This is a genomic window from Stenotrophomonas sp. STEN035, assembly GCF_056759935.1.
Map to the genome: position 1 here is coordinate 86,133 of NZ_JBRRDY010000006.1, position 24,045 is coordinate 110,177.

The window sequence follows — 24,045 nt, forward strand, 5'->3', positions numbered from 1 at the left end:
TGCGGCTTTGCTATCGTGTCGCCCCCGGCATTGGAACCACCATGAGCGAGCTGCAGGACCTGACCGCACTGATCCGCGCCAACACGCCGCTGATCGTCATCGAAACGCAGGATGAGACCCGTATCGTGGGTCTGTTCCGCGAGGCCCTGATGCATGTGTGGCGGTCCCTGTACCGCTGGTCGATCACCGAAGGCCTGCGCCGCATCGACATGGACCGCGAGGACGAGGCGGTCGGCCCGCCCGATGCCAGCGCCGCCCTGCGCATGATCCAGGAGGCCGATCAGCGCGGCATCTACCTGCTGCTCGATTTCCACCCCTACCTGGGTTACGCCAGCCACCAGCGGCTGCTGCGCGACATCATCCAGCGCCGCCACAGCCAGCCGCACGTGGTGGTGCTGGTCGGCGCCAAGGTCGAGCTGTCGGCCGAACTGGAAGCACTGGCGACCCGCTTCAACCCACGCCTGCCCGATGCCAATGCGCTGCTGAAGATGCTGCGCGAGGAAGCGGCCAGCTATGCCCAGGAGAACGGTGGGCGCCGGGTCGAGGTGGACCAGGAAGCCGTCCAGCAGATCCTGCGCAACCTGCGCGGGCTGAGCATGACTGACGCACGTCGCATCGCCCGCCAGCTGATCTTCGCCGATGGCGCGCTGCAGGCCGATGACCTGCCGCAGCTGGCCAAGCTCAAGTTCGAGCTGCTCAACCGCAGCGGCCACCTGCATTACGAATACGACTCGGCCCGTTTCAGCGACGTGGCCGGCGCGCGCCGGCTCAAGCGCTGGATCGAGCAGCGCCGCGCGGTCTTCGTCTCCGGCAATGCCCCGCCCGGGCTGGACCCGCCCAAGGGCATGCTGCTGCTCGGCGTGCAGGGCTGCGGCAAGTCGATGCTGGCCAAAGCCACCGCCGCCGGCTTCGGCGTGCCGCTGCTGCGGCTGGACTTCGGCACGCTGTACAACAAGTACCACGGCGAGACCGAGAAGAACCTGCGCGACGCGCTGGCCTCGGCCGAGCAGTTGGCGCCCTGCGTGCTGTGGATAGACGAGGTCGAGAAGGGACTGGCCAGCGGCGGTGAGGACGGCGGCGTGTCGCGCCGTGTACTCGGCTACCTGCTGACCTGGATGGCCGAGCGCAAGGCGCCGGTATTCATCGTCGCCACCGCCAACCAGGTGCAGGAACTGCCGGCGGAACTGCTGCGCAAGGGCCGCTTCGACGAAATCTTCTTCGTCGACCTGCCCTCGCCCGACACCCGCGTCGAGCTGCTGCACCTGCACCTGGCCCGCCGCCAACTGCAGCCGGATCTGTTTGCACTGCCGGCGCTGGCAGCGGCCAGCGATGGCTTCTCCGGTGCCGAGATCGAGCAGGTGGTGGTCGCCGGCCTGTATGCCGCGCATGCCGAGCAGAAGCCGCTGGACACCGAGCTGTTGATGGCCGAGATCCGCAATACACGGCCACTGTCAGTACTGATGGCCGAGCAGGTGCAATCGCTGCGCGATTGGGCACGCGAGCGCACCGTGCCTGCGGATTAAAATCGCCCGGAGGCTCTAACGCTGCTGTAGCACGGATAGCGCCAGCGCACCCTTTGGTTCAATGTTCCTTTCGGCAAGGTGAGCTTGTTGTTGATATCTGAAATCGAGAGGCGGGCACGTTCACATCTCATGAGGAAGGCACTGCCATCCAATGCCCATGACTGACAGCAATGTCCTTGAAAATTTGTTGACCTTAGCTGCGTCAGTTAGTCCATAGCTGATTGCTTACTTTTTTTGCGGCAATGGAGCACCTGCTATTGGGACGGGCGTTGGTGACCAGAATCCCTTGCCCATCCCTGATTTCCATGACCTCCAGTGAGCAAGGAGAGCCGTCTATTTTGTAGGATGCGCGATATTCCTTTCCAGCCTCTGGCCGGAAGGTTACGAACGCTTCACAGTATCTGTTCTCAGAGGCAACCCGCTCACCCCCTTTAAAGAACATGCTGAGAAATGAATCATCGCGCGGCACGCTAGCCAATACCGAAACTGTGATGCTTGAATCAGCAGGGATATTTGTAGTTGTTGAAGTGCCGGTGCTGATGCCTATGCGTTTCGACTGAAGAATATCAATCAACTTCCCTGGGTAACCGGCACAATCGGGCTGGCTATGTAGCCGGACCTGTTGATTCCATGTTTCCAGGGTATTTGTAGCAACCGTCAGCTTTGCGACGGAGCCAGAGGGTGCAGCGTAGTTTGGGGTAACGCATCCAGATAGCGATACCGCTAGCGCGGCACCCATGACATAGATCTTCATGACTCCCCTATGGTGGCCGCAAGACCAACCAGACAATAGCCGGAACCTTGACTCCGCATCTCCGTTTTTCGCAGCGCACCGCATGGCGGGCTCCCCCCTTGGTACGGGCTGATCTTAGATCCACCGCGCTGGCCCAACAAGCCGACAAATGACTTCGCGGGACAAGCCGGAGCGGAAGGCCTACAAACGGATATTGAACGCCCGCATAAGGTCGGATGGTGTGCTGCGGCAGTGAGCAGGGACCATCTATGCCGACGTCAGTTCCCGCCAACCCAACCCGACTCAACTTCGTTGATTGCCTTCTGCAACTGTTCCGCAAAGGCGCACGCCTGCGTCAGGTCAAACTCGACCGGATATCCCTGAGGCATTCCAACGACTTTGATGAAGATGACGCCCTCCTCGACGGAGCCCACACAGCTCACCGTTTCGGTGTGACCTGATTCGGAGCCATGTGACATACATGCCCTGCTTGTGGTTGATACCAATGCCCGATCCGGGTCCCTACGGTCACGCCGCCGGAACAGCTGGCTGCCAATCAGCAGGCGGCGCCACCGGCACACCATAGGCTGCAAGCAAGCGTCGCATGGCTGGCAGCTCGCCCTGCTCTGCAAGCCAGCGCGTGTATTCGGCAGGGCTTACCTTGGTGACCTTGCTGGTTTCGTCAGCCAAGATGGCTGTGGCTTCCGTGATGATCCATTGCAGCTCGCGCTTGCGTGCCAACCACGGTACCTGCGCAGGCCCTTGCTCCAGCTCCGCCATGCGCGAAGCCCCATAGCCGGCGAGCAAAAGCGAGCTGCTGTTCGCCACTACATTGAACAGATGTCGGCATTGCTCCCGCTTTGCCGCGTCAGGCACGGTCTTTGGGCAAGTCTCCATCATCTGCTTCAAATCAGCTGGAGAATGCACCGCAGCGATGCTGAACAAGGTGACGGTGCGCTCCTGTTCAAGATAGCTGCCGCTGTTGTGGCGCTGCCACTCAGCTGCCTGCGCGGGATCGGTCAGCGGCCAGGGATAGTCGCGCGTGGCCACATCCATGACGCCGATCAAAGTTGCTGCGGGGTCGCGGTAGCGCGATGCTTTTGCCACACGCTGCCAGGCGCGCTCCGCCTCGATCGGATCCTTGCGATGCTCGGCCAGGCGCATCAACAGCAGCTGGCTTCCAGCATCTTCCGCATCTGCGGTCGCGAGCGTGACGCGGGCCTGTTCCACATCGCACTCGTCCACCCGGATGCAGCGGGTAACCGCAGCCGCCGCGATCACCGGATCCTCGCTGCCGGTACGTATCGCGCGCATCAACCAGGTATCGGCTTCCGGCGAGTAGCTGGTTTTCCCACGCGCCAGATCCAGGCTCATAGGCGCCAGCAGCCACGCCGCATACAGCTTGCGTGGCTGACCGCTTGCGGCGAGCTCTCGCCCAAGCTGCAACCGTGCGGTGTTGATCGCTTCGATCTGCGCGAGCATCTGCTCCGGCGTGGCTTCAGCTTTCGCCGGTTGCGCAATCGCGCCAGCCGTTGCCGCCATCAAGGCCAAGCCAGTAAACATCAACCAGGGTTTACGCATCCTGCTTTCCTCGTTGTGGTGCATCCAAGCTTACATACTGACTCAAACCAGCCGATCAAGCACCCAGACCCAGGCCGGCAAGGTGACCAACGACAGCACAATGCCATAACCCACCATCGCCGCTGCCAAGCGTGGCGCCAGCCGGTGTGAAATGGCCAGCGCGGCGGCCGTGATCATGGTCGGCATTGCCGTTTCCAGCACGTTGACCCGCAGCATCTCGCCCTGCAGCCCAAACGCCCAGGACAGCGGCAACGCGGCGGCGGGTAACACCAGCAGCTTGAGCAACAGGCCAACGCCCAACGGCGCGAGTTCAGCGCGCGACAGCCGCAGCTGGATCGTAAGACCCACCGCCAGCATCACCAGCGGCAGCATCGCATCGGACACATTCTTCAGCGCCCCGGCAATCCATGTCGGCGGCGTTGCCGGCATCACCAGCAAGGCGAAGATCAGTGCCCATAGCGGCGGGAACCGGGCGATGCGCAACAGAATCTGGCTGGTGCTGGGCGGGGTATCGCCGCTGTAGCGGGCCAGCACATACAAACCGAACGTCGACAGCATAACGAAGGTGCCGAACTGGTCGTAGACCACCGCATACGGCAGGGCATGGTCACCCAACAGCGCGCGCACCATCGGGTAGCCGATGAAACTGGAATTGCATAGCGCCACGCATAACAGCAGCACCGCATGTACCTGCCGCCCGAAACCGAACAGGCGTGTGGCCAGGCTTACCAAGGCCAGGGTCAGCAGCATCAACAGCCACGGCGTCAGCATGATGCCGATCAACGAGGCATCCAGCTGCAGGCGCGGCACATAGGTGAGCACCGCTGCCGGCAGGCAGATGTACAGCACCACCTTGTTGAGCACGTCGGCGGCGTTGTCCGGGAATACCCGGAAGCGTGCGAAGACCATGCCCAGCGCGAGCATGGTCAGGATCAGTGCGAAAGCGTCGAATGCCATGATGCGAGCATGGCCCGCGCCGCCCCCGACGGGAATCAGCGCTGGCTCAAAACCTCCTGCTGCAGTGCCGGCACACGGTACGGGCGCTGCATCGCAGCTGCTCCCTTACGGCCAGGCCGGCGGATTGGCTGCCCACGCCTGCTGTACCTGGGCCAGCTGTGTGCGCTCGGCGTCACTCCAGGAAGGCAGCAGCTGCGGGTAAGCCGCCGCTTCACTCCATTGTCCCGGTTCCGTGCGTACGGCGGCCGCATACCAGGCCACGGCTTCGTCCTTGCGGTTCAAGCTCCACAATGCCAATGCCAGCGTCGGCGGCAGCCATGACGGATTGCCGCGCGTGCCCTCGGCGACCTTGGTCCAATGAGCCAGCGCTTCCTCGGGGTTGCCCTTGCGGTAAAGATCCCAGCCGTGATTCCAGCGCAGACTGCGCGCCTGTGCGGAATTGTCGGCGACGGCAGCCAAGGCTTCCTGGTACAGCTTGGCACCCAGTTCCTCACGACCGTCACGGTAGGCGATGCTGGCCAGCTGGGCAGTGGCTTCCACGCCCTTGCGGCCGCGCTCGCGCAGCTTCATAAGCTGATCGACCGCATCCGCCTGTTCAGGCGGCACGATATGGATCGGCTTGGCCGCCACATCGTCATCGAAATAGAACTCGTTGATCTTCGGCAGGCTCTGTGCCTGAACGTTTGCGACAAACAAGCTCGCCAGCAGCAGCGCGCCAGCGACCATGCGCTTTGTAACCCCCATGACTGCAATCCCCATCAAACAGTTATCCCCCACCCGGCCCCGATCCTAACCGCTCCGGGCGCTACGCGCGACATGGTTACAGGGTGATGAAAGCCCCGCTGCTACAATCCGCGGCTGCCACCGGCCCCGCCGGTCGGCACCTGCCAGCCGTTTCCGCAATGGGCCAGCCATGACCAGTACCGCCGAACTTACCTCGCCTGCCTCCGCCAACGATCCGCTGATCGGCGTGCGTGATTCCGATTACACCTTGGAACACAAATACACGCGCACCGATGGCCGCATCTACCTGAGCGGCGTGCAGGCCTTGGTACGCCTGCCCTTGATGCAGCAGCAGCGCGACGCCGCGGCCGGGCTGAATACCGGCGGCTTCGTCAGCGGCTACCGCGGCTCGCCGTTGGGCGGCTTCGATCTGGAGCTATGGCGCGCGCGCAAGCACCTGGAAGCGGCCAAGGTGAAGTTCGTGCCCGGCCTCAACGAGGACCTCGGCGCGACCATGGTCTGGGGCACACAGCAGACCAACCTGTTCCCCGGTGCCAAGGTCGATGGCGTGTATGGCATGTGGTACGGCAAGGGCCCGGGCGTGGACCGCTGCGGTGACGTGTTCAAGCATGCCAATGCCGCCGGTGCTTCGAAGCACGGCGGCGTACTGGCGCTGGCCGCCGACGACCATGCCTGCCGCAGCTCCACCCTGCCGCACGGCAGCGAAGAAGAGTTCGTCAGCGCGATGATGCCGGTGCTGAACCCTGCAGGCGTGCAGGACATCCTCGACATGGGCCTGGTCGGCTGGGCGATGAGCCGCTACACCGGGCGCTGGATCGGCTTCAAGACGATTGCCGAAACGGTGGAGTCCTCGGCCTCGGTGGACGTCAACCCGTTCGCCCGCCAGATCATCCTGCCGGAAGATTTCGAGATGCCGGCCGCCGGCCTCAACATCCGCTGGCCGGACCCGCCGATGGAGCAGGAAATGCGCCTGCACCGTTATGCGGTGAAAGCGGCGCAGGCGTTTGCCCGCGCCAACGGCATCGACAAGGTGGTGATGGATTCGCCGCAGGCACGGCTGGGCATCGTCACCACCGGCAAGAGCTACCTGGACGTGCTGCAGGCGCTGGAATACCTGGGCCTGGACGAGAAGGCCTGCGCCGACATCGGCATCCGCGTCTACAAGGTCGGCATGACCTGGCCGCTGGAGCCGCAGGGCATCGGTGAGTTCTCCCGCGGCCTGCAAGACATCGTCGTAGTGGAGGAGAAGAAGGCCTTCATCGAGCGGCAGATGAAGGAATACTTCTACAACTGGCCGGCCAACTGGGGCGCGCGCCCATCCATCGTCGGCAAGTACGACGAGCAGGGCGAGTGGATCCTGCCGTCCACCGGCGAACTGACCCCGGCGACGATTGCCGGCGTGATCGGTCGTCGCATCCAGCGTTTCTTCAACACCGAATCCATCGAAGAACGCCTGCGCTGGATGGACGTCAAGGAAGCCGAGATGGCGCTGCCGCGCGCGCAGTTCCCGCGCGTGCCGCATTACTGCTCCGGCTGCCCGCACAACACCTCGACCAAGGTGCCGGAAGGCTCGCGTGCGCTGGCCGGCATCGGCTGCCATTACATGGTGACGTGGATGGACCGCGACACCGACACCTTCACCCACATGGGCGGCGAAGGCGTCACCTGGGCCGGCCAAGCCGCGTTCACCGACACCGAGCACGTGTTCCAGAACCTCGGCGACGGCACCTATTTCCACAGCGGCTCGCTGGCGATCCGCCAGGCCATCGCCGCTGGCGTCAACATCACCTACAAGATCCTCTACAACGATGCGGTGGCGATGACCGGCGGCCAGCCGGTGGACGGCACCCTGACCGTGCCGCAGATCGCCCACCAGATGCGTTCGGAAGGCGTGCACACCATCGTGCTGCTGTCCGACGACATCCAGAAGTGGAAGTCGCGTCGTCACGAGTTCCCGAGTGATGTGGAATTCCACGACCGCGCCGAGCTCGATGCCGTGCAGCAGCAGCTGCGCACGGTGAAGGGCACCAGCATCCTGATCTACGAACAGACCTGTGCCACCGAGAAGCGCCGCCGCCGCAAGCGCGGCAAGATCGTCGACCCGGCCAAGCGCACCATGATCAACTCGCTGGTCTGCGAAGGCTGCGGTGACTGTGGTGAGAAGAGCTTCTGCGTGTCGGTGCTGCCGAAGGAAACCGAATTCGGGCGCAAGCGCGACATCGACCAGTCCAACTGCAACAAGGATTTCACCTGCACGACGGGCTTCTGCCCGAGCTTCGTCACCGTGCACGGCGGCCAGCTGCGCAAGGGCAGCAAGAGCAGCGCGGCCAGCCTGCTCGACAACCTGCCGGCACCGACCTTCCGCACTGACTTCTCGCAGCCCTGGAACATCCTGATCACCGGCGTCGGCGGCACCGGCGTGGTGACCATCGGCGCGCTGCTCGGCATGGCCGGCCACCTCGAAGGCAAGGGTGCCAGCGTGCTCGACCAGACCGGCCTGGCGCAGAAGGGCGGTGCAGTCACCACCCATATCCGCATCGCCAACCGTCCGGCCGACATCCACGCCGTGCGTATCGCCGCCGGTGAAGCCGACCTGGTGCTGGGCTGCGACATGGTGGTGGTCAACGATTACTGGGCACTGTCCAAGGTGCGCGGCGAGCGCTCGCAGGTGGTGTTGAACACCTACGAAGCGATGCCCGGCACCTTCACCACGCACCCGGACATGCAGTTCCCAGCCGCCGACATCATTGCCGGCGTCAAGCTGGCACTGGGCGGTCGCGACCCGATCCTGCTCGACGCTACCCAGCTGGCCACCGCCCTGCTCGGCGACGCGATTGCCTCCAACCTGTTCATCCTCGGCTTCGCCTGGCAGCAGGGCCTGGTGCCGCTGTCGCTGGAATCGCTGATGCGCGCGGTGGAGCTCAACGGCGCAGCCGTGACCATGAACCAGACCGCGTTCGCCTGGGGCCGCCTGGCCGCGATCGATCCGCAGGCCGTGCAGCAGGCCGCCGGTCTCATCCACAACGCGCCGACCGATGCCGAGCGCAAACCGGCCGCGCTGCGCGAACTGCCGCCCGGTGAATGGGAAGGCAACGAAGCCGGCGCACCGTCGGCACCGCGCAACCCGGGCAACGAGCCGGATATCCGCGGCTTGCCAGCCGCCAGCCAGACCAGCGGTGAAGCCGCGTTCGCATCGCTGGACGATGCGCACCTGTCGCGTTCGCTGGACGAGTTGATCGCCCGCCGCAGCAGCTTCCTCACCGACTACCAGGACGCCGCTTACGCCAATCGCTATCGCACGCTGATCGATGCCGTGCGCAAGGCCGAGCAGCAGGCCATCCCGGGCAGCACCGCATTGAGCGAAGCCGCCGCGCGCTACTTCTTCAAGCTGATGGCCTACAAGGACGAATACGAAGTGGCCCGCCTGTACACCAGCGGCGACTTCGCCAAGCGTGTGGCAGAGAAGTTCGAAGGCGACTACCAGGTCCGTTTCCACCTTGCCCCGCCGTTGTTCGCCAAGCGCGACGAACAGGGCCAGCTGCAGAAGAAGGAATACGGCCCGTGGATGTTCAAGGCCTTCGGCCTGCTGGCCAAGTTCAAGGGCCTGCGCGGCGGCCGCTTCGACGTGTTCGGTTACACCGAGGAACGTCGTGGCGAGCGTCAGCTGATCGCTGACTACGAGAAGACTCTGCAGGAACTGATCAGTGGGCTGGATGCACGCCGTCTTGCACTGGCAGTGGACATCGCCAGCATCCCCGAGCACATCCGCGGCTACGGCCACGTCAAGGAAGCGCATCTGCACGAAGCCAAGGCCCGCGAAGCCACACTGCTGGCAACGTGGCGCAACCCGAAGGCGCTGCATATCGTGCAGGCGGCCTGAGAAGGCAACTGATACGTTGCTTATGCGCAATGCAACCAATGAGTTGCATTGCGCAGGCTGAGCTTCAGCGCCAACGTTGAAGCTCAGGCCGTTACCGACTTAAGCTGCGTCAGTGGATCTCGAAATTCATGGCCACCAGGGAAGGCCGAGCTTGCCCGCCTACCTGCGCCGGCGTCCATTGAACGGAAAGAATCACCTGCTTCTCCTGTTCGGTCAGCCCCATTCGCGACGGATAGGAAACGATGGCGTCCTGCGGCTTGCCAGTTTCGTCCAGGACAACGACGACGCAGGTCAGGCTGCTGCCGGAGCGCATCCAGATGCCGCGCGGGAACTGGGGCAGCTTCTCTACCGGCTTCGGATCCACACCCGCGGTTTTTCCAATCACGTGATCGGGAAGCAGCCTCTGGATTTCGGCCAGAAGGGGGCTTTCTCGCAGGAGCGGATGGGGCGGTCGCGGGTCATGGCGCTCTTTGCAGCTAGAAGCGTCACTGCGAAGACCATGATCTTGAGCATGTTTTCCAACCTTCCGATGGTTTGATATCCGCAGGGCGCGTTAAGAGCTGAGTCTGGAAACGCGCGGATACTGTTCGATGTCTGCTAACGGCCAGGAACGGACATGCTCCCGAATGATGGCCAGCTTCAAACCGGAGCGCTTCAAATTTCCGTCTACACAAGAATCTGCACACACGTCATGCTCAGTTTCCACTCATCCCCGTGCGGTCTGCTCGCCAAAGGCCAACCGTAGCGCTTCGGTGTCGCCGCTCAGCGCGGCACGCATGCGGCCTTCGTCCAAAGGGCGTACCACCCAGTCGACATCCCATTGGAAGCCATTGCGTCTTGAAATCGGAATGGCCAGATACCAACTTGGCCCGGGCCCGACGCAGTACCAGAATGCATCGTCTGAGGCCTGTGCCATCCAGCGCGGCCCCGGTTGCTGCATACCATCGAACCGTCCGTGCACCTGCTTCACCACCTGTACCTGGGCACCGGTGAAGGCAGAACCATCGCGCGACGGAAACCGCAGCTGCTCGAATGTTTCCTGGCGGGCAGCCCGCAACCGCTGCGGGCCGTTGAGTTGCGCAGCCGCCGCCATCACCACCCCCATTCCCAGCAATATCACCAATGCGCTCTTCATTACGCCCTGCCCGTAGTACTACCGAAATCGTCAATGATAGCGATCAGCTGCAGCAGGACGCTGCACTACGGCACCGGAAGGAAAGTGTCGAGTAAGCGACCAGAGCTGGAGAGCCGCAGCCGGATTGACCCCTGCCCCCTCAACTTGAATCACCCATTTCTTTCCAGACAGCGTAGGTCTGCTTTGGGTCGAAAGACGACATCTGCGCCTCAACCCCAAGCTCTCCGGACATAGACACTCTCAGTTAGATCTCCATATTCCTGCCAGGACCATCGGGTAGCTGAAAATGAGGCAAGGGGTCTACCATGCCTCCATCCCGGCAGCTCCCGGGCGCCAAACTCATTTTCTCGTGAAAGCTCTTATCACCGGTAGTTCAGGCCGGATTGGCCGCGCAATCTACAACGCGATTGCCGCAGACCATGAGGCTGTCGGCCTCGACCGCTCCCCTTTCTCCTGCTCGTCGCTTATTGGTGACTTCACCGATAGCCGCTTGCTGCATTCGGCATTGCAGGGCGTGGATGTGGTCTTCCACACCGCTTCGTACCATGCGCCGCATGTCGGCCTGGTATCTGATCGCGAGTTCGAGCGGGTCAATGTGGCGGGGGTGCAGCAGTTGCTGGAAGCTGCGCAGCAGGCAGGTGTGAAGCAGGTGGTCTACACTAGTACCACCGCACTGTATGGCGATGCTGTCGCCGAGCGGGGTTGCACGTGGATCGATGAGTCCGTGGTGCCGCAGCCCAAGACGGTGTATCACCGCACCAAGCTGGAAGCCGAGCAGATCCTGGCCGAGTGGTCCGGTGCAGGGCTGACACGTAGCGTCATCCGCATGTCACGCTGTTTCCCGCAACCTGCGGATCAGATGTCGGTGTTGCGCCTGCACCGCGGCGTTGATTTGCGCGATGTTGCTGATGCGCATGTGGCAGCGTTGGCTTTGCCGGCTGGTTCATTCAGTAAATTTGTCGTCAGCGGATCTACGCCGTTTCAGCGCGAAGACCTTGAGCAGTTGGGGTGTGATGCAGTTGAAGTGCTGCGTCTGCGTTGCCCGGAGTTGGTTGCCGAGCATGCGCGGCGTGGTTGGCCGCTGCCTTCGGTCATTGATCGGGTTTACGACAATGCCGCTATGCGGCGGGCCTTGGGTTGGGAGCCTGCGTTTGGTTTCAACGAGGTTTTGGCGCAGGTGGATCGTCGTAGTCTTGAAGTGTTGCCTTATACGCGTGGTTTCGTTGATAGGACTGTGGATTGATTCTGTTGCATTGGTAGGTCGGTAGGCGGTGCTTGCTTCGCGGCTTACGCCGCTCCTACAAAAGAAGGAGCCTCTCGCTGCTGATGCGGATACGCAGGCAGGGCACCTTCTTCAGCGCCCTGCGTGTTTGCCTTCGTTGTCTGTCCCGGTGGCGCGGCTCTTTGCGAACTCCGGGAAGGTTTCTTCCAGGCTGTCCTTGTCCGGCAGGATGTAGAACAGGCCGCCGCGCTCGAATGTCGGGCTGACGATCTGCTCGTAGAAGTCCGGCGCGATGTTGATGCAGCCATGGGTGACACGGTTGTCGTCCGGTGTTGGTGATGCGAGGCGCTCTGCGCGTCGCTCGGCAGGCACGCCGGTAGCGGTGGGATGGATGGAGACTGCGGAATCGTAGTCCACCCACAGCACGCGTCCCGCGTCGAGCGAGGGGCCGAAGCCGCCGATGAAACGACCCGCAGGTGTGGTGCGGTCGCGGCCCGGAATCTCACGCAGCGCTAGGCCGGCGACGCCGGGAGCGACGTGATCGCCGGTTGCCGAGCCAAACAGTCCCGGTGTGGCGCCGCGCAGTCGGCCATCTCCGCTGAACACCAGGATCTGTGCAGCGGCCTTGTCCATGATCGCGAAGGGATAGCCCTGGTTGTCCTTGCTTGCGACAACCCAGCCGGCAAGTTCGATCACCGTGTCCGACACCTTTTGATCTGGCGGAAGTTGATCGACGGCGCTTGCCGCTTGTTGCACGGTCGCATCCTTGGCGCTGGCCGCGTCGATGCTCGCGAACGCCAGCATGCCAAGGGCGGCGAGGATTACAGGGTAGGTGTGCGTACGGATGGGACGGTTCCTTGCAATGAAGACTGATCGAGGGGAGGAAGCCAGTGGCCGGTAAAGGCCACCGGATCCTGAATTCAGATACTCATCATGAATCGAACAGAGCGATCAGCCGCGCGGTGTGCGACGTGGTGCCCTTTCGAGTTGCTGGACGCGACCTTCAATTTGATCCAGTCGTTGATTGGCCTGCTGTGCGGACTGATTGGCGGACTCGGCGCTCTGTGCTGCACCCTGCACCCTCGTATCGAGTTGGTCGAGGCGTGAGTTGATCCCTGCGAACTCTTCTTTATAGGTTGCACAGGACGCCAGGCTCATGACGACGACTGCCACGCCGAGCGTACGCGCCATCACCATTTTCTGCTTGGTCATGAACATTCCACTTCCTCCTACGTTTGGGGGATCTCGAATATAGCTACGTTTTTGCAGAGCAGCGTGATGCGCTTTCAGCTGACGTTTGCACAGATAAATGAACTGTGAAGGTGTTTGAATGAGCAGCGTTGTGGCTTGAATTCAGCAAGCTCAAGGAATGCCGTTGAATTTGATGGACCAATGCCTGGTGTTCGCAGTCATCTATGCAAATTCGAGGTGAAAATTTGCGGGTGAACAAGCGTTCGCTTCTGCACTTATTGGTGTGCCGTGATGTCTTCGGCTTGCCAATTCATCGGTATGAATTGGAATCGTAGTGGGTTGCAAGACGTGAATGGAGACGGCGTGATCTCCGCGTGCAACCTTCAACTGCTGCATCGCGCGGTGCGGCGGCTTCATGCCACGAGCTGTCTATCGGAACGTTCGGCACGATGATCAATCTCTGCGCGTTTGTTGGTCAGTTCGTTCGCTGCCAGCTGGCATCATTGGATGCGCGGACCGTGCAGGTATTTTAGTTTGGTGGCTTCGCGGCTTACGCCGCTCCTACAAACAGCCAAACAGTGAGCGCTACTTCAGCTGCGAGGGTGATGTGCCGTATTGGCGCTTGAACGCGGCGCTGAAGCTGCTGGTGTGCGCGTAGCCGGCGATGGTGGCAGCTACATCCACGGGAACGCGCTGGCGCAGCAGTGCCTGGCGTGCGCGTTCCAGCCGTAGCTCGCGCTGGTAGTTGGCGATGCTTTGGCCATGGCAATGCTGGAAGCCACGCTGCAGGTCAACTGCATTGGTGCCGAGCTGGCGAGCCATCTGCGCGATGCTCAGTGTGTCGGCCTCTCCACTTTGCAACCACTGCTGCAGGCGGGTGACGCAGCGCTGCAGGTGCGAACCCAAAGGCCGTTCGCCACCCTCGTTGGCCAGTGTCTGCAGCACGTCCGCCGCCAGTTCCAGGGCAAAGCTTTCCTGCTGCAGGCGGCGCAGCAATGGCAGCGAACCGGTCTTGTTCTCCAGCAGTTGCGTCGCCCGCTGCAACAACGGCGCCGGCGGCCGCCATGCATGGTTGTCGGCGTGGCCATGACAAACGCGTGCCAATCGGGTACTGCCACGGGAATCGGCCTGCAACTGCCGCTGCAACCAGTCATCGCTGAGGTGCAGGCTGACCTTGCCTTCCTGTCGTCCAGCCTGCCAATGCCGCTGGAAGCTGTCTTCCTCACGCAGGTGGACCAGCATGGTCGGCATGCGTCGATGGTTGCCCTCCAGCCGCAAGCGATGCCTGCCGATGGCAACGTCGGCTTCGCCATCCACCAGGAAACCGGCGGTGATGCCCGCTGCCAGGCGGTTGTGGCTGCAGCCGCCCACCATGTCGCGGCTACGGCTCAAGTAGAGCGACACGCCATCGTCCAGCGCGTGCACCTGCTGCCAGCCGGCCAGCACCGGCGTGGCGTCGGCCATGCCGGCATTGAAATCAACCTGCCCGCCCAGCGCGTGGGCTGCGGTCATCAGTTCGGCGCAGGTGAAAACCTGCATGCAGGGCATCCCGGAATGTGGTCCTGCCTAAATTTTCCTTCGCTGCGCCTAAACTTTCAATGGTATTGATAACTATTCTTATTTGAGGGGCCGCGTATGGACGGCCCTGCCCCGTATTCAGTGAAGGTCAGTGGCAATGGGTTTGACGATCAAGCAAGCGGCCGTGGTCCGCGCCGTCTTCCACGATGCGGTCAGCGCGGACGATATCCGCCACTGGCTGCAGCACGTGGAAGCGTTGATCGTGGCCGCCACGCCGTTCTACTTCATCGCCAGCACCGTACCCGGTGCCAGCTTCAGTGAGGATTACCGCGCCATCCAGGCGGTCTGGTACAAGCAGCACAAGCCGGCCTTCCGCGTTTACTGCAAGGGCCTGGTGCGCATTGCCAGCAGCGCCGCCGAGCAGCAGCGGCTGGATACGCCGGCCCTGCACGCGGCCTGGGGCGTGCCCTACTACGTCACCACCGACGCCGCCGACGGCATACGCTGGGTCGGCCAACAGCTGGAGCAGGCCGATGCGTACTGAGCACGGCGCGGCCTCGCGTTTCGGCCTGGGCGTCATCGTGGTGCTGTACATGGCCCATGCGCTGCCGCTGTATTTCTACAACGTGGCGGTACCCGCCATCCTGCGCAGCCAGGGCGTGGACCTGCGCTGGATCGGCATGTTGTCGCTGCTATACCTGCCGTGGGCGTTCAAATTCCTGTGGGCGCCGCTGGTGGACCGTTGGCACCTGCCTGCCCTAGGCCGTCGCCGCAGCTGGTTGTGGCTGACCCAGTTGCTGTTGCTGGTCGGCATCCTGGTGTTGGCCTTCACCGGCCTGGACCATGGCCTGACTGTGTTTGTGCTGGTCGGCATGTGGATCTCCACCATCGCCGCCACCCAGGACATCGCCATCGATGGCTATACGGTGGAAGCCTTGGCACCGGCCGAGCACCGCCTCGGCAGCATGGCGCAGAGCGTGGGCGTGGCGCTGGGCAGCATGGTCGGCGGCGCAGGCGTGCTGTGGCTGTACGAAACGCGCGGCTGGAACGTGGCCCTGCTGAGTCTGGCGGCGATGAGTGCCCTGACCCTGTTCGCCGTGCAGCAGATCAGCGAGGTGCCACGGCCAGCGGCCAGCCAGCGGCCGAGCGTGCTGCGTGCGCTGCGCCGGCCCGAGCTGCGCTGGGCACTGCTGCTGATCGTCCTGTATCGCATGGTGGAAGCACCGGCGATGGCGATGGTCAATCCGCTGCTGGTCGACCAGAAGTGGAGCCTGACCGAGATCGGCCTGCTGATCTCGGTGGGCGGTGCTGGCGTAGGCATGTTGGCTGCGGTGGGCGCGGCCTGGCTGCTCAAGCAGCGCAGCGCCGAACAGCTGCTGATGCACGCCGGTTGGTGGCGCACGCTGCTGTATGTGCTGCTGGCCGCCTTGCTGCACTGCGGTGTGCTTGCCTCATCGCAGTTTGGGCTGGGCGCGCTGGTGATCGCCCTGCTGGCCCTGCGCTATGTCGCCATGACCAGCCTGTATGCCTTGTTCATGCGCATCAGCTCGCGCGAGCAGGCCGGCACCGACTTCACCCTGCTGGTGTGCTTCGAACTGCTGATCTATTTCATCGGTGGTGCCTTGTCCGGCTTCCTCGCCAAGGGCCTGGGTTACCCCGCTTATTACGTGGCGCTGGCGATCGTCTCCGCGCTTGGGTTGCTGTTGTGCCGGCCGCTGCTGCGCCGCTTCGCGCCCTCTCCTTCTTCTCCCTGATACGTTCCGAGGACACCATGCGGCATACCGCAGCAACGCTTCCGCTCGCCCTGCTGAGCCTGGCCATCAGTGGCCAGCTGGCAGCACAGGCCAACACCACCAGCGGCACCCGCCAGCTGGATGCCGTCAGCGTCACCGCCGTGCGCGGCGCACGCAGCGTGGCCGAGATCGCCGGCACCGTGTACGCCATCGAGCGCGAGCAGATCGCCCAGCAGACCGCTGCCAGCCGCAGTACCGCCGACATCCTCGGCCAGCTGGTGCCGTCGCTGGCACCGGCCAGTGGCACCACCAGCAACTACGGCATGACCATGCGTGGCCGCAGCGTGCAGGTGATGATCGATGGCGTGCCGCTGACCGGCGCACGCGATGGCTCGCGCCAGCTCAACAGCATCTCGCCGACGATGATCGAGCGCATCGAGGTGATCTCTGGTGCCACCGCGCTGTACGGCGCCGGTGCCAGCGGCGGCATCATCAACATCATCACCCTGCAGCCGGGCGACGCGCCGGTGCAGCTGGCCAGCCAGCTCGGCCTGCGCACGCCCTCCGATGTTTCCAGCGACAACCTGGCCTGGAATGCCGCGCAGACCATGACCGTGCGCGGTGACAGCTTCAGCGGTGCCTTCGGTATCGCCTATGGCCGCCAGGGCGCGTCGCTGGATGCGCATGGCCGCCGCATCGGCCCGGAGATCGCCCAGACCGACCGCCAGGACACCGAGACCAAGGAACTCAACGCGCGCCTTGAATGGGCGCTTAGCCCGGCCCAGCAGCTCAGCGTGGGCCTGCGTTGGTATGACGACCAGCAGGACAGCGACTACGGCCCGGACTACGGCCCGCGCCTGGCAGTGCTGTTCAATCCCGCCTACCAGCCCAGCCACAATGCCGTCGATGGCCTGCAGTTGAACGCACAGCCGCGCACCCGCCACCAGGGCGTCAATGCGCAATACCGCAACCGTGATGTGTTCGGCGGCCAGGAGCTGAGCGTGGAAGCCTATTACCGCAATGAGCAGGGCCGCTGGTTCCCGTCGGTATCGACTCTGGTGCATCCGGCGCTGCCCGGCGGCTATGCCTATGTGGCCATGCAGTCCAATACCGACATCGACGTCTGGGGCCTGCGCAGTGCCCTGCACAAGGGTTTCGATATCGGCGGGCGCAGCCTGCAGCTGTCCTACGGCGTTGACCATGAGCGCGAAGAGGACAGCCAGCGCGGCCAGATGTACGACATCAACCGCTTCATCGCCAGCAACGGCCTGAATTACGTGCCGACCGCGCAGTACGCGATGGGCCCGGATGTGCGCGTGGATACCACCGGCCTGTTCCTGCAGGCCGACCATGCACTGAGCGAACGCTTCAGCGTGCAGGCCGGCGTGCGCCACCAGATCCTGCGCAACAACGTGGACGATTCACTGCCCTACACCGAGGCGATCACTGCCGACGCGGTGGCCGGCTATCAGCCGCAGCTGCTGGCCGGTGGCCGCGTGCGGCATTCGCAGACGCTGTTCAATGCCGGCGTGGTCTACAAGTTCAGCGATGCGCAGCAGTTGTTCGCCAACTTCTCGCAGGGCTTCAGCCTGCCCGATACGCAGCGCATGCTGCGTGACGTGCCAGCCAACTTCGTCATCGACAGCCGCAATATCGGCCCGATCAAGGTCGACAACTACGAGCTGGGCTGGCGCTTGAACAACACGCAGCTGCAGAGTGCGGTGACCGCGTTCTACAACCGCTCGGACAAGACCGTGCAGTTCAACCGCAACTACAGCGTGTCAGTCGCCGATACCGACGAGCGCGTCTACGGCGTGGAAGCCAACCTGCGCTACACGCCTACCGCGCAGCTGGAGCTGGGTGCCAGCGTGGCCAGCACCCATGGCCAGTACCGTGATGCGGCCGGCCAGTGGCGCGAGCTCAATGCGTTCCGTGTATCGCCGTTGAAGGCAGGTGTGCATGGTCAGTGGCGCTTTGCCAACGATAGTTTGCTGCGCCTGCAGGGCCAGGCCGTCGGCGGTACCGATGATGCATGGCGTGACGCGCAGCTGGCCTCGGTCAGCCCGACCATCCGCGCGACGCCGGCGGCGAAAATCCGTGGCTATGCGGTGTTCGATCTGATTGGTGAGCTGCCGCTGGCGAGTGGGCGTTTCAGCGTGGGCGTCTACAACCTGGCTGATCGCGACTACAAGACGGTCTATGGGCAGCAGGCGGAAGCGACCTACGGCAAGCTGTCGAGCGTGCCGGCGCAGGGGCGGACGTTTGGGGTTGGGTATCGGGTCGAATACTGAGGCTGTTGCTTTCGCTTGAAGCCCCTCTCCTACGGGAGAGGGGTTGGAGTGAGGGTTGGGGCGAAGCCCGCGCGATACTTTTCACGAGGCTTCGCTCTTACCCTCATCCGCCCCGTTGGGGCACCTTCTCCCAGCGGGAGAAGGGGGCGGCCCGTTACCGCTTGGCCGCCAAAATCCGCGTCAACAGATCCGCCGTCCCTGCAATCCTCCGCAGATGCGGATACCGCAGCCCTTCGCGGTAATCGATACGCACAGTACGGAAGCTGTCCGCCTGGCGTACGATCAACTCGATCGGCGTGCCGTTCTGCTTGCCATCAATCAGCGCCTGCTTGATACGCCCACCGCTGTAGGCCAGGCCATTTACCGCAACAATCGTCACATCCTTGGCCAAGCCTGCCTTGAATGCAGGGCTGTCCCAACCAACCGCCTGCAGCACGCCATCACCGCCGATCTTCAAACCTAGGGAATACTGCAGATCGGTAGCGCCATCGGCCTCGCCATCGGCAACCACCAGATTCGGCTGGTCGTCGAAGTACAGCTCCCAGCCCGCAGCGGCCAAACCATCCGGCGCCTTGCCATCGCGGGCATCCAGGCGGCTGCCGATGAAGGCATCCCAGTCGCCGGGCTGCACTGCTTCCAGGCCCCGCATCACATCGGCGCGGTCATACAGGCGAATCTCACCCTGCTTTCCGCCCTGGTGGAAGCGCTTGGCGAAATCGTCCAGCGTGACTTTTCCTTTCGACAAACTGCGCAGGCGTGCATCCACGCCCAGCCATAGCAGCGTGCTCTCGTTATAGAACTCGAACGCACGCTGCCAGTCGGCCCATGCCTGCGGCTTGGAATTGAAGTCGAGGATGCCCTGGTGCACGGTGTCGTGCAGGTCACGCCATTGCCGGCCCGGCTGTGTTGCGTAGTTGGCCTGCAGCTGGGCCAGCATCGCCATCGCATAGTCCGGCTTCCACAGTTCGGAACGTGCTGCCAGCACCACTGCCCAGTACTGGGTCTGGCCTTCGTACATCCACAACACGTCGTTGTGCATCGGCGCGTTGTAATGCGGCACCCAGGTTGGGCGTGGACGCCATGCCTTTCCTACCCAGGCGTGGGCGTATTCGTGCGGCAGCAGGTCGTTGTCGAGGAAGGGCCGCTCGCCGCGCAGATAGCCGTCGTGCATGCCGTTCTCGCTGCTCTGCGCATGCTCAAGACCGATGCCACTGAACACGTCCGATACCGCCAGCAGGAAGTTGTAGCGCGTGTACGGGCGCGAACCGAATACTGCATCGGCCTCGCGCACCAGCGCGCGATGCGCATCCAGCACCTTGGCATCGGCCTGCAGGCCCTGCGGGTTCTCGCCGACCACGTCCAGCCACACCGGCTGTTTGGATGCTTCGTCCAGTGCGAAGCGCTTGAAGTACTGGCCGGCGAACACCGGCGAATCGATCAAGGTCATCAGCGACACCGGCGCGTACTGTTCGTTGCCGCCGCTGCGCTGCGCAACATCCAGCGCGGTGCCGCTCTGCCAGCCGTCGGGCAGACGCAGGCTGGGCTTTACCTGGATGCCGCGTGCGTCATAGCCGGCCGGGTACAGCAGCACCCGGTGCCATTGCAGGTCGAGCATGTTCGGCGTCATCGCCACCCGGCCCTGGTCGCTGGCAGTCGGTGACAGGTACTGGAACTCGATATCCAGCACGCCGACGCCTTCCGGCACCTGCAGCTTGAACGCATACATGTCGCCCGAATCGCGCGTCCACTGCAGCACCTGGCCGTTGCCGCGGATGACCAGCCCGGCCATCTGGTTGATCGGGCCAGTTGGCGCGTGATTGCCTGGTATCCACTGCGGATACCACAGGGTCAGCGCACCGGCCGATACCGGAATGCGCTGGTGCACGCGCTGGATGCGGCGCTGGATGTCGCTGGCATCCACATCCAGCTCGATCACGCCCGGGTAGCTTGCCTGCACCTGCATCGCCGCTGCCCGCGCATCCAACGGCTGCGCCTGCAGGCCCGCCAGCGGAACAAGGCCCAGCACCATCGCCACCAACCACTTACGTCCCTGCATCACGCCCCGCCCCTTGCCTGAAGTCTTCGCATCCTAGCCCGCCCGGCTTCAAACGGGCATCCGTCGCCATACCAGGCAGCGGTTGTTGGCCGGCATCGCCACGTCCTCGCGCAGTTCCAGCTGCTGCGCGCGTGCCAAGGCATCAACCGCCTCGAAATCGCGGATGCCAGAGCGCGGATCGCGCGCCTTCAGCCAGCCATCGAAGTTGCGGTTGCTGTCGCTGGTGAAGGCACCGTTGTAGTTGAACGGGCCATAGGCGACCAACAACCCTTCTGGCGCCATCAGCGACGGCACCCTGGCAAACAACGCCTTTACTTCCTCCCAGCCCATGATGTGCAGGGTGTTGGCAGTGAATACGGCATCGAAGCCAGCCACGCCGTCATGCACCGGCAGCGGCGGCAGGGGCTGCAGGCCTTCGCCAATCACTGCCTGCAGTTCCAGCGGCGCAGGCGTATTCGGCAGCGCCGCCTCGTCCAGCCATTGGCGTATCCCGGGCAGGTCGTCGCGGTGATCGCTGGCCTGCCAGCGCAGCCCCGGCATCGCGCCGGCGAAATGCACGGCATGCTGACCGGTGCCACTGCCGATCTCCAGTACAGTGCGGGCCTGGCCCAGGTGCTGCTGCAGCACCTTCAGGATGGGCGCGCTGTTGCGCTCGCAGGATTCGGAGTACGGCTTGCTGGTCATCGCGTGGGGCCCGGGGAATGCTGCGCAGATTGTGCCGCAGTGCCTGTTTACCGCCATGCATGACCATGGTCACTTGTGCGTGAACCCCCGCGCCGCCGAGATTCAAGGGTCTTGTGCGATGCATTGCATCGCTGGCTCTGGAGTTCCGCCCCTCATGCAACGCCGCCAGTTTCTTTCGCTCTCCGGCCTCGGCCTCGCCGGCTTCATGCTGCCCAATGCACAGCTGATTGCCGCCGAAGAATTATTGGCCCCGGCCGATGTGGCCAAGAAGAAGCTGCTGGCCGACACCGTGCTGGCGCTGGCCAAGCAGGGCGGCGCCAGCTACTGCGATGTGCGCATCGGCCGCTACCTCAACCAGGCCATCGTCACCCGCGAAGACAAGGTGCAGAACGTCACCAACAGCGAGTCGGCCGGTGTCGGCATCCGCGTGATCGTCAATGGTGCCTGGGGCTTTGCCGCCAGCAACCAGTCAACCGCGCAGGGCGTTGCAACCGCCGTGGCGCAGGCGCTGGCCATTGCCCGTGCCAACGCCAAGGTGCAGACCAAGCCGGTGCAGCTGGCGCCCACGCCGGGTGTGGGTGAGGTGCAGTGGAAGACGCCGATCCGCCAGAACGCGATGGCGGTGCCGGTCAAGGACAAGGTCGAGCTGCTGCTGTCGATCAATGCGGCGGCGATCAACGCCGGCGCCAGCTTCATCAACTCGCAGCTGTTCCTGGTCAACGAGCAGAAGTACTTCGCCTCCAGCGATGGCTCGTGGATCGACCAGGACGTGCACCGCATCTGGTTGCCTTTCACTGCCACCGCCATCGACAAGGCCAGCGGCAAGTTCCGCACCCGCGCCGGGCTGTCGGCACCGGCCGGCATGGGTTGGGAGTTCCTCGACGGCAATGCCGCCGACAAGCACCAGCTGCCCGGCGGCGTGGTGGCCTACGGCCATTCCTACGATCCGGTGGAAGATGCCATCGCCGCTGCCAAACAGGCGCGCGCCAAGCTCACTGCGCCGTCGGTGAAGCCGGGCAAGTACGACCTGGTGCTGGACCCATCCAACCTGTTCCTGACCATCCACGAGAACGTTGGCCATCCTTTGGAGCTGGACCGCGTGCTGGGCTATGAAGCCAACTACGCGGGCACCAGCTTCGCCACGCTGGACAAGCGCGAGGCCGGCTTCCGCTGGGGCAGCGACATCGTCAACTTCACCGCCGACAAGACCGTGCCTTACAGCCTGGGTGCGGTGGGCTATGACGATGAAGGCGTGAAGACCAAGCAGTGGGATCTGGTCAAGGACGGCATCCTGGTCAATTACCAGGCCACCCGCGATGAGGTGCACATCCTCGGCGAGAACGCCTCGCATGGTTGCAGCTATGCCGACTCGTGGAAGAGCGTGCAGTTCCAGCGCATGGCCAATGTGTCGCTGGCACCGGGCAAGACGCCGTTGACCCCGGCGCAGATGGTCAAGGACGTGGAGAACGGCATCTATATCCACGGCCGTGGTTCGTACTCCATCGACCAGCAGCGTTACAACGCACAGTTTGGTGGGCAGCTCTGCTACCAGATCAAGAACGGCGAGATCGCCGGCATGGTCGAGGATGCGGCCTACCAGATCCGCACGCCTGAATTCTGGAATGCCTGCAGCGCGATCTGCGATGAGCGCGATTTCCGCATGGGCGGTTCGTTCTTTGACGGCAAGGGCCAGCCTGGGCAGGTCTCTGCGGTTTCGCATGGTTCGGCTACCACGCGCTTTGATGGCGTGAACATCATCAATACGGCGCGCAGCCTCGGCTGATGCACAAAGCCCCTCTCCCATCGGGAGAGGGGTTGGGGTGAGGGTACGGCGAAAGCTCGCTGCAGCGGACTGCGAGCAATGGCGATGGAAGCATCGGCGGATGTTCAAGTACGACGCAATCTATCTGCCGCCATTGATGCCCGCCGCACGGACTTCGGCCTTACCCTCATCCGCCCCTTCGGGGCACCTTCTCCCGAAGGGAGAAGGTCAGCAGCCTCAGCGCGTCGTATAGCCACCATTGACCAAAATCGTCTGCCCAGTCATCCACCAGCCTTCAGATACCAGGAAGCGCACCCACGGCACGATGTCCTCGATGTCGGTCAGCCCGGTCTTGGAGAACGGCGACAGCGCCGCTGCAGTCTTGTGATAGGCCACCGCATCGGCACCTTCGGCCGGGTAGAAGAACGAGGTATCCATCGGTCCCGGGCCAATCGCCGTCACTGATATCCCGCGCTCGCCAAACTCCTTGGCCGCCGCGCGGGTGTAATGCTCCACCGGCGCCTTGGTGCCGGCATAGCTGGAATAAAACGGGGTGAATGCACCCAGCAACGAGGTTACCAGCGTGCACACCTTGCCGTTGTCGGCGAGGTTGCGGCCGGCTTCCTTCAAGAAGAAGAACGCAGCCTTGTTGTTCACCGCGTCCATCGCATCGAACTCGGCCTCGCTGATCTGCGTCATCTGCTTCTTCAGCACCTTGCCGACCGTGTTGATGGCGATATCGATGCGCCCCATGGCCTGCTTCGCGTCATCGAACAGCTGCTCCATCGCCGCAGCCGAGGTCAGGTCGGCCTGGAACAGATGTGCATTAGCACCGGCTGCGCGTACGGCTTCGGCAGTGGCCTCGGCCTCTTCTCGCGCGGCCTCACTGTTGTAGTGGATGGCGACGCCGCTGGCGCCTTGACTGGCGAAATCACGGGCCAACAAGCCGCCCAGGTTCTTGCCGCCGCCGGCGATGAGGACGGTCTTGCCGTGGATGCGATGGTCGGTCATGGCTTGCTCCTGTGGCTGAGGGAA

At 63.4% G+C, this 24,045-nt stretch carries 21 protein-coding genes; 7 read left to right on the forward strand and 14 right to left on the reverse strand.

Going from position 1 to position 24,045, the window contains the following annotated elements:
* Nucleotides 1-41: 41 nt before the first annotated feature.
* Entirely contained in the window at nt 42-1,523 is a 1,482-nt protein-coding gene (locus ACVOLL_RS04810) for an AAA family ATPase (protein WP_481511849.1), read from the forward strand.
* Between the two features lie 202 nt (nt 1,524-1,725).
* Here the strand turns inward: ACVOLL_RS04810 and ACVOLL_RS04815 are convergent, their stop codons facing one another.
* The 5 genes from ACVOLL_RS04815 to ACVOLL_RS04835 all read right to left on the reverse strand — a co-directional run bounded on the left by ACVOLL_RS04815 (nt 1,726) and on the right by ACVOLL_RS04835 (nt 5,538).
* Entirely contained in the window at nt 1,726-2,277 is a 552-nt protein-coding gene (locus tag ACVOLL_RS04815; protein ID WP_481511850.1) for a hypothetical protein, read from the reverse strand.
* Nucleotides 2,278-2,534: 257 nt separating this feature from the next.
* Nucleotides 2,535-2,735 carry a hypothetical protein gene (locus ACVOLL_RS04820; RefSeq protein WP_481511851.1) on the reverse strand — a complete coding sequence of 67 codons (201 nt, stop codon included), beginning with the start codon at nt 2,733-2,735 and terminating at the stop codon, nt 2,535-2,537.
* A gap of 49 nt (nt 2,736-2,784) precedes the next feature.
* Nucleotides 2,785-3,837, reverse strand: coding sequence for a hypothetical protein (locus ACVOLL_RS04825; protein ID WP_481511852.1), 1,053 nt, complete (start codon nt 3,835-3,837; stop codon nt 2,785-2,787).
* A 42-nt stretch (nt 3,838-3,879) separates the two neighbouring features.
* The gene (locus ACVOLL_RS04830) at nt 3,880-4,794 is read right to left on the reverse strand and encodes an AEC family transporter (RefSeq protein WP_481511853.1); all 915 of its coding nucleotides are present in this window, start codon (nt 4,792-4,794) and stop codon (nt 3,880-3,882) included.
* A 105-nt stretch (nt 4,795-4,899) separates the two neighbouring features.
* Nucleotides 4,900-5,538, reverse strand: a complete 639-nt coding sequence (locus ACVOLL_RS04835) for a tetratricopeptide repeat protein (protein ID WP_481511854.1) — start codon at nt 5,536-5,538, stop codon at nt 4,900-4,902.
* A 169-nt stretch (nt 5,539-5,707) separates the two neighbouring features.
* Between ACVOLL_RS04835 and ACVOLL_RS04840 the strand changes: the two genes are divergently transcribed.
* Nucleotides 5,708-9,418, forward strand: a complete 3,711-nt coding sequence (locus tag ACVOLL_RS04840; protein WP_481511855.1) for an indolepyruvate ferredoxin oxidoreductase family protein — start codon at nt 5,708-5,710, stop codon at nt 9,416-9,418.
* 109 nt (nt 9,419-9,527) lie between these two features.
* Here ACVOLL_RS04840 and ACVOLL_RS04845 read toward each other — a convergent pair whose 3' ends face one another.
* The 3 genes from ACVOLL_RS04845 to ACVOLL_RS04855 form a co-directional block, all read right to left on the reverse strand.
* Nucleotides 9,528-9,782 carry a hypothetical protein gene (locus ACVOLL_RS04845; RefSeq protein WP_481511856.1) on the reverse strand — a complete coding sequence of 85 codons (255 nt, stop codon included), beginning with the start codon at nt 9,780-9,782 and terminating at the stop codon, nt 9,528-9,530.
* 17 nt (nt 9,783-9,799) lie between these two features.
* On the reverse strand, nt 9,800-9,931 hold the full coding sequence (locus ACVOLL_RS04850; protein WP_481511857.1) for a hypothetical protein: 132 nt from the start codon (nt 9,929-9,931) through the stop codon (nt 9,800-9,802).
* A 193-nt stretch (nt 9,932-10,124) separates the two neighbouring features.
* The gene (locus tag ACVOLL_RS04855; RefSeq protein WP_481511858.1) at nt 10,125-10,553 is read right to left on the reverse strand and encodes a hypothetical protein; all 429 of its coding nucleotides are present in this window, start codon (nt 10,551-10,553) and stop codon (nt 10,125-10,127) included.
* Between the two features lie 349 nt (nt 10,554-10,902).
* Between ACVOLL_RS04855 and ACVOLL_RS04860 the strand changes: the two genes are divergently transcribed.
* Nucleotides 10,903-11,796, forward strand: coding sequence for an NAD-dependent epimerase/dehydratase family protein (locus ACVOLL_RS04860; RefSeq protein WP_481511859.1), 894 nt, complete (start codon nt 10,903-10,905; stop codon nt 11,794-11,796).
* A 111-nt stretch (nt 11,797-11,907) separates the two neighbouring features.
* Here ACVOLL_RS04860 and ACVOLL_RS04865 read toward each other — a convergent pair whose 3' ends face one another.
* The 3 genes from ACVOLL_RS04865 to ACVOLL_RS04875 form a co-directional block, all read right to left on the reverse strand.
* Nucleotides 11,908-12,579, reverse strand: a complete 672-nt coding sequence (locus ACVOLL_RS04865) for a hypothetical protein (protein WP_481511860.1) — start codon at nt 12,577-12,579, stop codon at nt 11,908-11,910.
* A gap of 147 nt (nt 12,580-12,726) precedes the next feature.
* Complete coding sequence (locus tag ACVOLL_RS04870; RefSeq protein ID WP_296249044.1) at nt 12,727-12,993, reverse strand: hypothetical protein; 267 nt, start codon at nt 12,991-12,993, stop codon at nt 12,727-12,729.
* 558 nt (nt 12,994-13,551) lie between these two features.
* Entirely contained in the window at nt 13,552-14,505 is a 954-nt protein-coding gene (locus ACVOLL_RS04875; RefSeq protein WP_481511861.1) for a helix-turn-helix domain-containing protein, read from the reverse strand.
* Nucleotides 14,506-14,641: 136 nt separating this feature from the next.
* Between ACVOLL_RS04875 and ACVOLL_RS04880 the strand changes: the two genes are divergently transcribed.
* Genes ACVOLL_RS04880 through ACVOLL_RS04890 form a run of 3 tightly spaced genes read left to right on the forward strand, consistent with a single transcriptional unit; the run spans nt 14,642 to nt 18,508 of the window.
* A complete protein-coding gene (locus tag ACVOLL_RS04880; protein ID WP_481511862.1) occupies nt 14,642-15,028 on the forward strand; it encodes a hypothetical protein in 387 nt (128 codons plus the stop codon).
* On the forward strand, nt 15,018-16,238 hold the full coding sequence (locus ACVOLL_RS04885) for an MFS transporter (protein ID WP_481511863.1): 1,221 nt from the start codon (nt 15,018-15,020) through the stop codon (nt 16,236-16,238). Before ACVOLL_RS04880 ends, ACVOLL_RS04885 begins: the two co-directional genes overlap by 11 nt.
* Nucleotides 16,239-16,255: 17 nt before the next feature.
* The gene (locus ACVOLL_RS04890; RefSeq protein WP_481511864.1) at nt 16,256-18,508 is read left to right on the forward strand and encodes a TonB-dependent receptor; all 2,253 of its coding nucleotides are present in this window, start codon (nt 16,256-16,258) and stop codon (nt 18,506-18,508) included.
* Nucleotides 18,509-18,662: 154 nt separating this feature from the next.
* On the opposite strand, the gene ACVOLL_RS04895 is transcribed toward ACVOLL_RS04890, so the two are convergent.
* On the reverse strand, nt 18,663-20,564 hold the full coding sequence (locus tag ACVOLL_RS04895; RefSeq protein WP_481511865.1) for a M61 family metallopeptidase: 1,902 nt from the start codon (nt 20,562-20,564) through the stop codon (nt 18,663-18,665).
* Between the two features lie 48 nt (nt 20,565-20,612).
* Complete coding sequence (locus ACVOLL_RS04900; RefSeq protein ID WP_481511866.1) at nt 20,613-21,248, reverse strand: DUF938 domain-containing protein; 636 nt, start codon at nt 21,246-21,248, stop codon at nt 20,613-20,615.
* Between the two features lie 154 nt (nt 21,249-21,402).
* On the opposite strand from ACVOLL_RS04900, the gene ACVOLL_RS04905 reads away from it, so the two are divergent.
* Nucleotides 21,403-23,031, forward strand: a complete 1,629-nt coding sequence (locus ACVOLL_RS04905) for a TldD/PmbA family protein (RefSeq protein WP_481511867.1) — start codon at nt 21,403-21,405, stop codon at nt 23,029-23,031.
* Nucleotides 23,032-23,247: 216 nt separating this feature from the next.
* On the opposite strand, the gene ACVOLL_RS04910 is transcribed toward ACVOLL_RS04905, so the two are convergent.
* Nucleotides 23,248-24,021 (reverse strand): SDR family oxidoreductase, encoded by a 774-nt coding sequence (locus tag ACVOLL_RS04910; protein WP_481511868.1) that lies wholly within the window; start codon nt 24,019-24,021, stop codon nt 23,248-23,250.
* Nucleotides 24,022-24,045: the final 24 nt, after the last annotated feature.

Bases quoted from the DNA above. Each gene is read 5' to 3' on its own strand.
- ACVOLL_RS04810 (WP_481511849.1), top strand. From the start codon at position 42: ATGAGCGAGCTGCAGGACCTGACCGCACTGATCCGCGCCAACACGCCG.
- ACVOLL_RS04815 (WP_481511850.1), bottom strand. From the start codon at position 2,277: ATGAAGATCTATGTCATGGGTGCCGCGCTAGCGGTATCGCTATCTGGA.
- ACVOLL_RS04820 (WP_481511851.1), bottom strand. From the start codon at position 2,735: ATGTCACATGGCTCCGAATCAGGTCACACCGAAACGGTGAGCTGTGTG.
- ACVOLL_RS04825 (WP_481511852.1), bottom strand. From the start codon at position 3,837: ATGCGTAAACCCTGGTTGATGTTTACTGGCTTGGCCTTGATGGCGGCA.
- ACVOLL_RS04830 (WP_481511853.1), bottom strand. From the start codon at position 4,794: ATGGCATTCGACGCTTTCGCACTGATCCTGACCATGCTCGCGCTGGGC.
- ACVOLL_RS04835 (WP_481511854.1), bottom strand. From the start codon at position 5,538: ATGGGGGTTACAAAGCGCATGGTCGCTGGCGCGCTGCTGCTGGCGAGC.
- ACVOLL_RS04840 (WP_481511855.1), top strand. From the start codon at position 5,708: ATGACCAGTACCGCCGAACTTACCTCGCCTGCCTCCGCCAACGATCCG.
- ACVOLL_RS04850 (WP_481511857.1), bottom strand. From the start codon at position 9,931: ATGCTCAAGATCATGGTCTTCGCAGTGACGCTTCTAGCTGCAAAGAGC.
- ACVOLL_RS04855 (WP_481511858.1), bottom strand. From the start codon at position 10,553: ATGAAGAGCGCATTGGTGATATTGCTGGGAATGGGGGTGGTGATGGCG.
- ACVOLL_RS04865 (WP_481511860.1), bottom strand. From the start codon at position 12,579: ATGCTGGCGTTCGCGAGCATCGACGCGGCCAGCGCCAAGGATGCGACC.
- ACVOLL_RS04870 (WP_296249044.1), bottom strand. From the start codon at position 12,993: ATGTTCATGACCAAGCAGAAAATGGTGATGGCGCGTACGCTCGGCGTG.
- ACVOLL_RS04875 (WP_481511861.1), bottom strand. From the start codon at position 14,505: ATGCAGGTTTTCACCTGCGCCGAACTGATGACCGCAGCCCACGCGCTG.
- ACVOLL_RS04880 (WP_481511862.1), top strand. From the start codon at position 14,642: ATGGGTTTGACGATCAAGCAAGCGGCCGTGGTCCGCGCCGTCTTCCAC.
- ACVOLL_RS04885 (WP_481511863.1), top strand. From the start codon at position 15,018: ATGCGTACTGAGCACGGCGCGGCCTCGCGTTTCGGCCTGGGCGTCATC.
- ACVOLL_RS04890 (WP_481511864.1), top strand. From the start codon at position 16,256: ATGCGGCATACCGCAGCAACGCTTCCGCTCGCCCTGCTGAGCCTGGCC.
- ACVOLL_RS04895 (WP_481511865.1), bottom strand. From the start codon at position 20,564: ATGCAGGGACGTAAGTGGTTGGTGGCGATGGTGCTGGGCCTTGTTCCG.
- ACVOLL_RS04900 (WP_481511866.1), bottom strand. From the start codon at position 21,248: ATGACCAGCAAGCCGTACTCCGAATCCTGCGAGCGCAACAGCGCGCCC.
- ACVOLL_RS04905 (WP_481511867.1), top strand. From the start codon at position 21,403: ATGCAACGCCGCCAGTTTCTTTCGCTCTCCGGCCTCGGCCTCGCCGGC.
- ACVOLL_RS04910 (WP_481511868.1), bottom strand. From the start codon at position 24,021: ATGACCGACCATCGCATCCACGGCAAGACCGTCCTCATCGCCGGCGGC.